The organism is Pseudomonas sp. 43(2021) (genome assembly GCF_017490805.1).
GTDB lineage: Bacteria > Pseudomonadota > Gammaproteobacteria > Pseudomonadales > Pseudomonadaceae > Aquipseudomonas.
This window is the reverse complement of record NZ_JAFGYJ010000016.1, coordinates 122,580-131,671: the sequence shown is the minus strand read 5'-3', so window position 1 is coordinate 131,671 and position 9,092 is coordinate 122,580. Positions and strand designations below refer to the sequence as shown.

The 9,092-nt window shown below is 61.5% G+C and carries 5 protein-coding genes and 2 pseudogenes; all 7 read right to left on the bottom strand.

The window, feature by feature from the left end; genetic code table 11:
• Positions 1–1,004 (bottom strand): tryptophan 7-halogenase (locus J5M71_RS15675; RefSeq protein WP_207833377.1); only part of this gene is annotated, 1,004 nt, incomplete at its 3' end.
• The gene (locus J5M71_RS15670; protein WP_207833375.1) at positions 997–1,674 is read right to left on the bottom strand and encodes a peptidase S8 and S53 subtilisin kexin sedolisin; all 678 of its coding nucleotides are present in this window, start codon (positions 1,672–1,674) and stop codon (positions 997–999) included. The genes J5M71_RS15670 and J5M71_RS15675, both read right to left, overlap by 8 nt.
• A complete protein-coding gene (locus J5M71_RS15665) occupies positions 1,664–3,397 on the bottom strand; it encodes an ABC transporter ATP-binding protein (RefSeq protein WP_207833373.1) in 1,734 nt (577 codons plus the stop codon). The genes J5M71_RS15670 and J5M71_RS15665 overlap by 11 nt, the downstream gene beginning before the upstream one ends.
• Position 3,398: 1 nt before the next feature.
• A complete protein-coding gene (locus J5M71_RS15660) occupies positions 3,399–5,309 on the bottom strand; it encodes a sigma-54-dependent Fis family transcriptional regulator (protein WP_207833371.1) in 1,911 nt (636 codons plus the stop codon).
• A 945-nt stretch (positions 5,310–6,254) separates the two neighbouring features.
• Positions 6,255–6,485, bottom strand: a pseudogene (locus J5M71_RS29285) (RHS repeat-associated core domain-containing protein); the annotation flags it as partial.
• Between the two features lie 1,309 nt (positions 6,486–7,794).
• Positions 7,795–8,061 (bottom strand): annotated as a pseudogene (locus J5M71_RS29280) (RHS repeat-associated core domain-containing protein); the annotation flags it as partial.
• 667 nt (positions 8,062–8,728) lie between these two features.
• The gene (locus J5M71_RS15645) at positions 8,729–8,914 is read right to left on the bottom strand and encodes a hypothetical protein (RefSeq protein ID WP_325176034.1); all 186 of its coding nucleotides are present in this window, start codon (positions 8,912–8,914) and stop codon (positions 8,729–8,731) included.
• Between the last annotated feature and the right edge of the window lie 178 nt (positions 8,915–9,092).

The following is a 9,092-nucleotide window of genomic DNA, read 5'->3' as shown; positions in this document are numbered from 1 at the left end:
CAGAACGGCTGCCCCACCCGCCCCTGCTCCTGTCCATAGAAATCGCGCCCGATCCGGGCAAAGCGCAAAAACAGCTGCTCGATCCGCTGCTGGTGAAACTGCCGCGCCACCCCTGCCCGCTCGGGCCTGCGCAGCAAGGTATTGATCACCACCGGCGCCTGCAACGCCGAAGACAGCGACTGGAAGATCCCGTTGCCCGACAGCGGGTCAACGGCCATCGCGGCATCGCCCACGCGTATCCAGTCCTGCCCGACGCACTCACCGGCCAGAATCGCGGTGCTGCTGCGCGCATGCACCTGTGCCGGTACCAACGCCTGGGCATCGAACAGCTCGGCCACCAGTGCACTGCGAGCACGCCGTGCCGCACAGAAGTCCGCCAACCCGGCCTTGCCCGGCAGCCCGGCGGCGTCCAGGGTGACTTGCCAGTAGCAGCGGCCGTCTTCCAGGCGCGCCATCCACGCCCAACCATCCTCCAGGCTCTCCACCGCCGACGCTGGCGCACCAGGGTTGGCCTGCCAGACATTCAGCAAGCTGACCGTCTCCGGCCCGCGCAGGCGATCTGCGGCAAGCGGGGCCTGGCGGCCTCGGGCTTCGACCAGGAAATCGGCCTGCAGTACCTGCCCATCGTCCAGGCGAACAAGATGACCGCCCTCGTGCGCGACCTCGCGTACCCGCCCTTCGATCACGCTCACACCCGCCCGCTGAAGGTCGTCGCGCAGCGCCCGATCAAAACGTTGCCGGTCGAGCAGAAACTCCTGGTTCAGTTGCAGTTGCTGGCCGTTCCAGTGCACCTGCCGAGTGGCCGGTATGGCCGCCTGGCTCAAGGCACCTCCAAGCCCCGCATGACGCAAGCCTTCAAGCACCCGTTGCGATACCCCCTCGACCGCCGCGAACCGGCGCCACTCGGACACCACCGTGACCGCGTAACCCAGCCGCCGCAGGCCAATGGCCGTGGCCGCCCCCGCAGGGCCTGCCCCCAGCACCACAATGCGCGGTTCAGCCATGGCCGGCACCTCGTCGCTCGGGGCCGGCAAACGCCGCGTGGTGGCGCAACCAGTCATGCACCTGCTGGCAGTCCATGCCTGGCGCCTCACGCAACAACGCCGCAATCCTGCCGCTCAAGGCCGCGCACCCCAGGCTCGCGCCCGCCCTGTCGCCCGTCCCCACATAACCGCCAAAGTCTGCCTGTCGGCTACCCAGCCAAGACCATTGGCCCGGCGCGCACCGGGCATCGCCGGTGACCCGGATCACCCCGGGGTAGTTGGCCGGATACACTGGCCCGCCCTGGGCCGGGCTGGACGCGCACAACAGCACACCCGCGGCCAAAGCCTCGGCGCAGGCCTGGTGCAACACAGGCCGGTCCTGCTGCAGGCCAAGGCTGAGGTTGACCAGCGTAGCCCCCGCCTCCACCAGCCACAGCAGCGCGGCCGCCACCTGCAAGGCGCTGGTGCTGGCCTGGGCGCTGAACACCTGGGCCAGCAGCACGGGCACCGGCCCGGCCTCCCGCTGCAAGCCGGCGAGCACCGCGCTACCGTGCCCAAGCTGGTCGGGCAGCATTTCACCTTCGCGCAGCTGGCCGTCCTCCAGCCAGAAGCGACGCGCGCCCAGCAAGGCGCTGGCCTGCTCCGGCGAGCAGCCACTGTCGATGACACCAACGCGCAAGTCAGTGCCCATGCTTGATCACCTCCCTGGGCAGCACCTGCAACTGGCCATCGTGCAGCTGCAGGTGCAGGTCGGCATCGGCCAGAGTCGAAGCACGGTGGCTGATCCGGATGCGCGTGCGGCCGGCGAATAGCTGGTCGATGGCCGCAATCACTTCGCGCTCGGTGGCTTCGTCCACCGCCGAGGTGGCCTCGTCCAGCACCAGGATCGCCGGCGCCTGCAGCACTGCGCGGGCGATGGCAATGCGTTGTTTCTGCCCGCCGGACAGCTGCTGGCCGCGCTCGCCCAGCAGGCCGTCCAGGCCCAGCGGCAGGCTGTCGACCAGGCTGTCCAGCCGCGCCAGGCGCACCACCCGCTGCAGTTCCGCACGGCTGGCCTCGGGCACGCCGTAGGTCAGGTTCTGCGCCAGGGTGCCACGGAACAGCACGATATCCTGGCTGACCACCGCGATGCGCCGACGCAACGCGGCCAGGTCCAGCTCGCGCAGGTCGGTGCCATCCAGCAGGATGCGCCCGGCGTCCGGGTCGTAGAAGCGCTGCAACAGGTCGATCAGGGTCGACTTGCCTACCCCCGAGGCACCGCTGATGGCTACCTTGAGGCCACCCGGCACGCACACCTGCACGTTGTTCAGCACCGCGCCCTGGCGCCCTTCATGGGCAAAGCTCACCCCTTCCAGACGCAATTCGCCCGGGCCATCGGGCATGGGCTGCGGGTTGGCTGCAGGGCGCACAGCCACGGCCTCCTGCTTCAGTTCCATCACCCGCCCCAGGCTTACCGCCATGCGCTGCACCGCCACGTACAGGCCCAGCAGGCTCTGCACTGGCCCTACCGCCATGCCCATGTAGGTGGAAAAAGCGATCAGCGCCCCCAGTTGCCAGGTACCCTGGATCACCCACCAGCCGCCGACCAGAAACGCGCAGGCGCGGCACCATGAGGTCAGCGTGCCGGGAATGGCCTGGGTGAAGAATTCGGTCACCTGCACCTTGAGCAACTGGCGCATGTAGCCCTGGCCCAGCTGGTCCAGGCGCCCCGCCTCACGGCCTTGCTGGCCGGCGGCCTGGATGAACTTCATCGCTGGCAGGGTTTCGACCAGGAACGACGACACATCCGCCGAGCGTTCGCGCAGACTGCGTACTTCGCGCTCCACCTTGCGCCGCATCCAGCGCAACCACAGCACTTCGATCGGCACCAGTAGCGCCAGCAGCAGTGACAGTTGCCACGACAGCATCAGCATCAACACCACCGCGCCCACCAGGCCGATCACCGCCGACACCGCCGAAAACAGCGAATCCACGGCAAAGCGCTGGATTTCCGCCACATCGCCATCCAGCCGCGAAAGGATGTCACCGATGCGCCGCCGCCCGTAGAACGTCGGCGACAACTGCTGCAGGTGGCGGTACAGGTCATCGCGCAGGGCAAACAGGATGCGCCCCGACAAGCGCGTATGCAGGTAGCGGTTGACCCCGGCCAGCACGGTACCCAGCAGGCCCGCAGCGATCATGATTGCCGCCATGTGCCAGAGGGTCTGGTAGTCCTTGGCCAGCAGCCCCTCGTCGATCAGCGTCTTTACCAGCCAGGGTTGCGCCAGCGCCAGCAACGAGGCGCCCAGCGACAAACCGAGCAACAGGCCGATGGCGCGCCGATGGGGGCGTACGAAGCCATACAGCCAGGCCAACGCCTGGCGCATCAGTACAGGGTCGCTGGATTCCACCAGCCGGGCGAACAGGCCGCCCATGTCAGCCGCGCAACTGCTTGAGCTTGCGGTACAGCGTCGCCCGGCTGATACCCAGCGCCTCGGCCGCCGCGGACACGTTGCCCTGATGGCGCGCCAAGGCGCCACGGATCAGCTCCAGTTCGTTGTCCTTGAGGCTACCGGAGGGTGCCGTGCCGCTGGCCAGTTCGTCCAACAGGCAGTCGGTGAGGTGGTCGAGGGTCAACACCTGCTCACCGTCCTCGCGCATGGCCAGCGCCGTGCGCACGACCATTTCCAGCTGGCGGATGTTGCCCGGCCAGTCAAAGCCTTCGAGCAGCGCGGTCAGGGCCGGGTCCAGGGTCACGCCCCGGGCATCGGACTTGTCCAGCAGCCCCTGGATGATCGCCGCCAGGTCATCGCGCTCGCGCAGCGCCGGCAAGCGCAGCGACACACCGTTGACCCGGTAGTACAGGTCTTCGCGAAAGTGCTGTTCCTGCACCAGGCGCTTGAGGTCGCGGTGCGTGGCACAGATCAAGGCCACGTCGATGTCCTGCTCGTCGCCGGCGCCCAGCGGCGCTACACGGCGCTCCTGCAGTACCCGCAACAGGCGCGCCTGCAGCGCTAGCGGCATGTCGCCGATCTCATCGAGGAACAGCGTGCCACCATGCGCCTGCATCAGCCGCCCGACCATGCCGCCCCGGCGCGAACCGGTGAACGCACCTTCACGGTAGCCGAACAGCTCGGACTCGATCAGCCCTTCGGGAATGGCCGCGCAGTTGACTGCCACAAACGGCTTGTCGGCTCGCGGGCTGGCCTGGTGCAGGGCTCGGGCGACGACCTCCTTGCCGGTACCGGTCTCGCCCAGCAGCAGCACCGGCAGGCCATTGCCCAGCCCCTGGCGGGCCATGCGCAGGTTGCGCGCCAGGCGCGGGTCACCACCGGCCAGGGCGTCGAGTGCCGGCGACTGCTTGCCCAGCGCCGGCTTGCTCGCCGGCGTGCTGCCGTTGACCCGGCCATGGCGCGGCAGCTGCAGGGCGCGGAAGTAGAACTCGCCCTTGGCCGTTTGCACGCTGCTCACCCCGCCCTGCCACAGGCGCGCGATGAAGGCCGGTGAACGCTCACCCAGCAAGTCGCTGCTGCGCCGGCCCAACAGCTCATGGCGCGGCACCTGCAACAGCTGGCAGGCGCTGTCGTTGGCAGCCAGCACTTCACCGTCCAGGCTCAGCGCCAGCAGGCCATGCCAGGCGCTGTTGAGGTACTGCGGGCGGCTGTGGAAGGCCAGCACCAATTGCTCCGGGTGGCACAGGCCAAAAAGACGGCTTTCGATGTTGCCGGCGGCCAGCATCAGCGTCGACAGGCTGTCCTGTGGCTGCGCCATCACCCCTTCGCGGGTGATATCGAGCACACCGATCACTTCGCCGCGCGGGTCGCGCAGGGGCACGGAGGTGCAGGAGAACGGGCTGAGGCGGTCGAGGTAGTGTTCGCCGCAATTGATCAGCGTCGGCCGACCTTCCACCACGGCAGTGCCGATGGCGTTGGTGCCACGCAATGACTCGCTCCAGCAACTGCCCGGGTGCAGGTCGCGCAGGCCCTCGCGGCTGAGCACGTGGGTCTGGCCTTCGATGGCCAGCACGTTGGCCTGGGCATCGCCGAGGATGACGATGCCGGCCTTGCCCTGGCGCGCAACCAGGTAGTCCAGTTCGGGGGTAACGGCGTCGACCAGCAGGCGGTTGCGCTCCAGCAGCATGCGCAGGTCATGGCCCTGCTCCAGGCCCAGGCCGACCTGTTCACCTTGCAGGCAATCCAGGCCATGGCCCAGGCTGCGGCGCCAGGAAGCGTCAATCTCGTCGCGCAGCATGCCCAGCGGCAGCTCGCCTTCGCTGGCCAGTTTCAGACGGGCCTGGCGGGATTCGTGCAGCGGGTCGTGGGCGTTTGTTATTAGTTGTCGCGCCATTTTCTGCTCCGGCTGTGCCCCGCCAAGGTGGCGGGGAACGGGCTTGGGAATTTTCCGCAGTGTGCGGGAGAAATGGCTGGGCGTCATCTGGTTGATGGATTGGGGATGGCCGGGGTGTATGGCTTGGGTTTTGGGTAAGGGCCGAAATCGAGCGCCGCCCGCGCGGCGCTCGATCTCACAAGCGCCAAATCTCTACCGCCAAACACCTCGTAGTCCACCCCCGAACGCACGGCAAACAACGGCGGATGGCTGCACTCGCACGTGGAGAAACTGGAGGACGCCGTGGTGGCGCGTACAGAGGTGCCCCACGCATAGCCGCCATAAAACGAAACAGCTGGGCACAAAAAAAGCCAACGGTATCGCAGAGCGGACGCTTGTGCGCTTTTGATATTTTGAGTGAGCTTGTGACAATTGAACATCGTGATCACACACCGAATGAGGTGATCACTTAGTCCCTCAAAGAGCAGGCACTGTACCTTGCTGCCGAATCTCCATTGCTTTATCCGATTCCTCCTGTAAACGAAATGAATCTCTACGAACAATAGGCATTCTTACTTCTGCTCGAACAACAACCTTCCCAAACAACGAGCTACCAACCCTCATCGTATATTCGGACCTAACATAGTTGCCGGAAATACCTTTACCTTTGCGAAAGTTCAGGAAACTTTGCTTTTTTGCATACACTCCGTAAACATGCGGCGTGAGACCTCTGTCAGCAGCATAACCAGCATATTCCGCAGCCACTTGAAATTTGGAAGCAAAATAAAACCCTTCCCCCAACACCGCCCGACCGCTGGACCTATAAAAAAACTTGGAGCTTAGCCCGGCTTCTAATGAATTCTTGTCTTCAAGCGCACCGCCATGATAACCAATCAACGAATAGCCTTTAGGCACTTTACTAGAGTCTCCAAACAAACCTGCAAAAAATCTCCCTATTCTAGAACGCCCTGCTGGATCTTGAAAATTCACAGGATCCCCGCAACAGTACGCGTATGCATTCATGCCACCTGCGGAAAATGGGCTCATACTGTCTGAGCTATTGAACCGCATCAATGATGCGTTGTATGCTCGATATCCATTGCCCAATATATAAAGCCCACTCACTTGATCTATTTTCTCACCATTAAAATTAAGCAGGCCCAATCGATTCGGACTATACCCATAAACCGAGTATGCGGAAAATCGTGAAAACTTCTTAGGCATCACCATTGACCTCCCCACCAAATAACAGACCATCAATGTTCCAGACTTAAATTTCAAAGAGGCGAAAGAGACGCAACAAAAGCAAACACCCACTTACTAGTTACTGACGGCAGGCAAACTTTCCGACATAAACATGCCGAGCTTAATCACAAACACCAATACAGCCATCACAACCCGCCCACCACCAACCATTAACCTAGAGTAGCCGCTTTTAAAAACAGCTCAACTGGCAATTTTGATAGTTGCAGAATTCAAATTTCAGCCAATTGAAATTATCGGCGCAGCTTCTTTCTAATTTGTATGGTCGTTGCCGAAGTCGGAAGTCAGTAGCTACACCTCACGCCCGCTGATTCTGGGGGCATCTGCTGGCGCAGGGGATCGAACGGCGGTTGTGGCAGGTGGCGGGGGATGCAATCCTTGTGTGGCTTGCCGGCGATCACCAACGCAGCCGGTGCCATCCACCGCGTCGGCTGCTTCGCGGGCTAGCCCGCTCCCACAGGGATCGCGCCAAACCAAGTCCCCTCGGCAGGTACCAACATCACGGGACTGTATTGCGGGTCGCATTAAAGTAAGCACAGGAGAAGCGTATAGGCGAAGGTCTGCACCGACGTCTGCTGCCTGCCTACATTTAGCCTGACTGAGCTATTACGGATCGTTGACATGCTCCTTTTTTACCAAAGAACAGTCACAATAAAAATTTAAACATGCACAAGACACATTGACACGAACTCTTCGCGAAGCCCCTGCATTTACCAGATCATTAAAAGGGTGCCTCATTCGACTTAGCAGGCACTACCGCCCTGCCTTCTTTACCAGATCGGACAGCAATCAAATTATACGCGAACTCTCTGATCACAATTTCGCCATACTTCCGTTCCATAGGGGAACTCTCGCGCACCCTAAAGGAGTAATCCCGACCTAACTTCAGGCGACTAAAATTTTCAGTATAAACACCATACACCTCAGACTCATGCCCTTTCTTCTTAAGGTCCTGAGCATATTCCAACGGCCTCTTCTTATCGGGAGCCAGATAGAAACCCTCACCGAAACGCTGTGCATAACTCGACCCTTGAAAACGCACATTTAATCCAGACTTCAGACTGGGACCATGCGCCTTGGTGCTTCCATGATACCCTATCAGGTCCCAATTACTGGGGACCTCGACAGGTAAAGCAGTAGTCAGGGATCGCATGGAGCCATAGATTGGCCTTGACGAGTCAAAATAAACTTCCTTGCTTACACTAACAACAGCCTTAACTAACCTCCCCGCCCCATTCGCACGCGGTAAACCCCCGTGCAACCTTGAATGTCCATCTGGATCTCGAAAATTTATTGGGTCACCAATGCAATAGCCATACGAATTCAGACCTCCTGTTTCGAACGGGCTCATACTGTCTGGGGAATTGAAGCGCATCAAGACAGGATTGAACCCTCGATAGCCATTACCCAACAGGTAATGCCCAGTTATTGGATCTGCTCGCTCACCATTAAACGCGAGCAATTTTGAACATCCCGAGCGATACCCATAAGGTGTATAGCTGAGAGCCCGCCACAACTGTCGCTGACATTCATTCAGGCCATTTGTATTTTTGCGCGGCATTAGCATGTACCACACGAGCTGTCATTAGCGCGAGCTTCTCACAATACATCTGAACTCACCACTGGCATAAATGCCAGTTTTCATGCTGTTACATTCATGCTAGTCCTGTAACGCTGCTATACCCAGCGTCGGCAGAACAGAGGGCAGATCATGGGTTCCAGGCACAATGACAATGTGATCTATTTGATGGGCTGTTATCTGGCAGAAATCCGAGTTCTGTCGAAATCTACCCATTAAAACCAGCATGGACTTGGAGGATTCTATCGCCTGCATTGGCCTCTTCCCGGGTAAACCAGCTCCCACAGGGACGGCGTCGCACTTGAGATCACGCGGTACCTGTGAGAGCGGGCATGCCCGCGAATACCGGCAAAGCCGGTGCCATCCACCGCGTCGTCTGCTTCGCGGGCGCGCCCGCTCCCACAGGGACGGCGCGGGCTTCGAGTTGACGCTGATCCTTTGTGGGAGCGGGCATGCCCGCGAACACCGGCAAAGCCGGTGCCATCCACCGCGTCGCCTGTTTCGCGGGCACGCCCGCTCCCACAGGTACTGCGCTAGCTGCGAATTGACGCGGTACCTGTGGAGGCGGGTTTACCCGCGAAGAGGCCCTCAAGGTCAATCACGGCTGCCGCTTGGCCAACTGCTGCCTCTCTACCCCATCCAGCAACGCTTCCACCACCGCCTTGGCCGAATCCAGCCCATGGTCATTGCTCAACAACAGATCACAGCAGGTCCCCTTGGCCAGCTCCAGTGCCTTGAGATTGGTCGCAAATGCCCCTTTGAGCAGTATGGACAGATGCACCAGCGCATCTTCTTAGTCCACCCCCGAACGCACGGCAAACAACGGCGGATGGCTACATTCGCAGGTGGAGAAACACTTCCGTTGCCGCCCCTCACTCATCACCGGCTGACGCAATCCATGCTGGTAGCCCATGCAGGGGCTCTGGTCAGCAACAGTGGCTACACCTGCGGCAGGGAATACA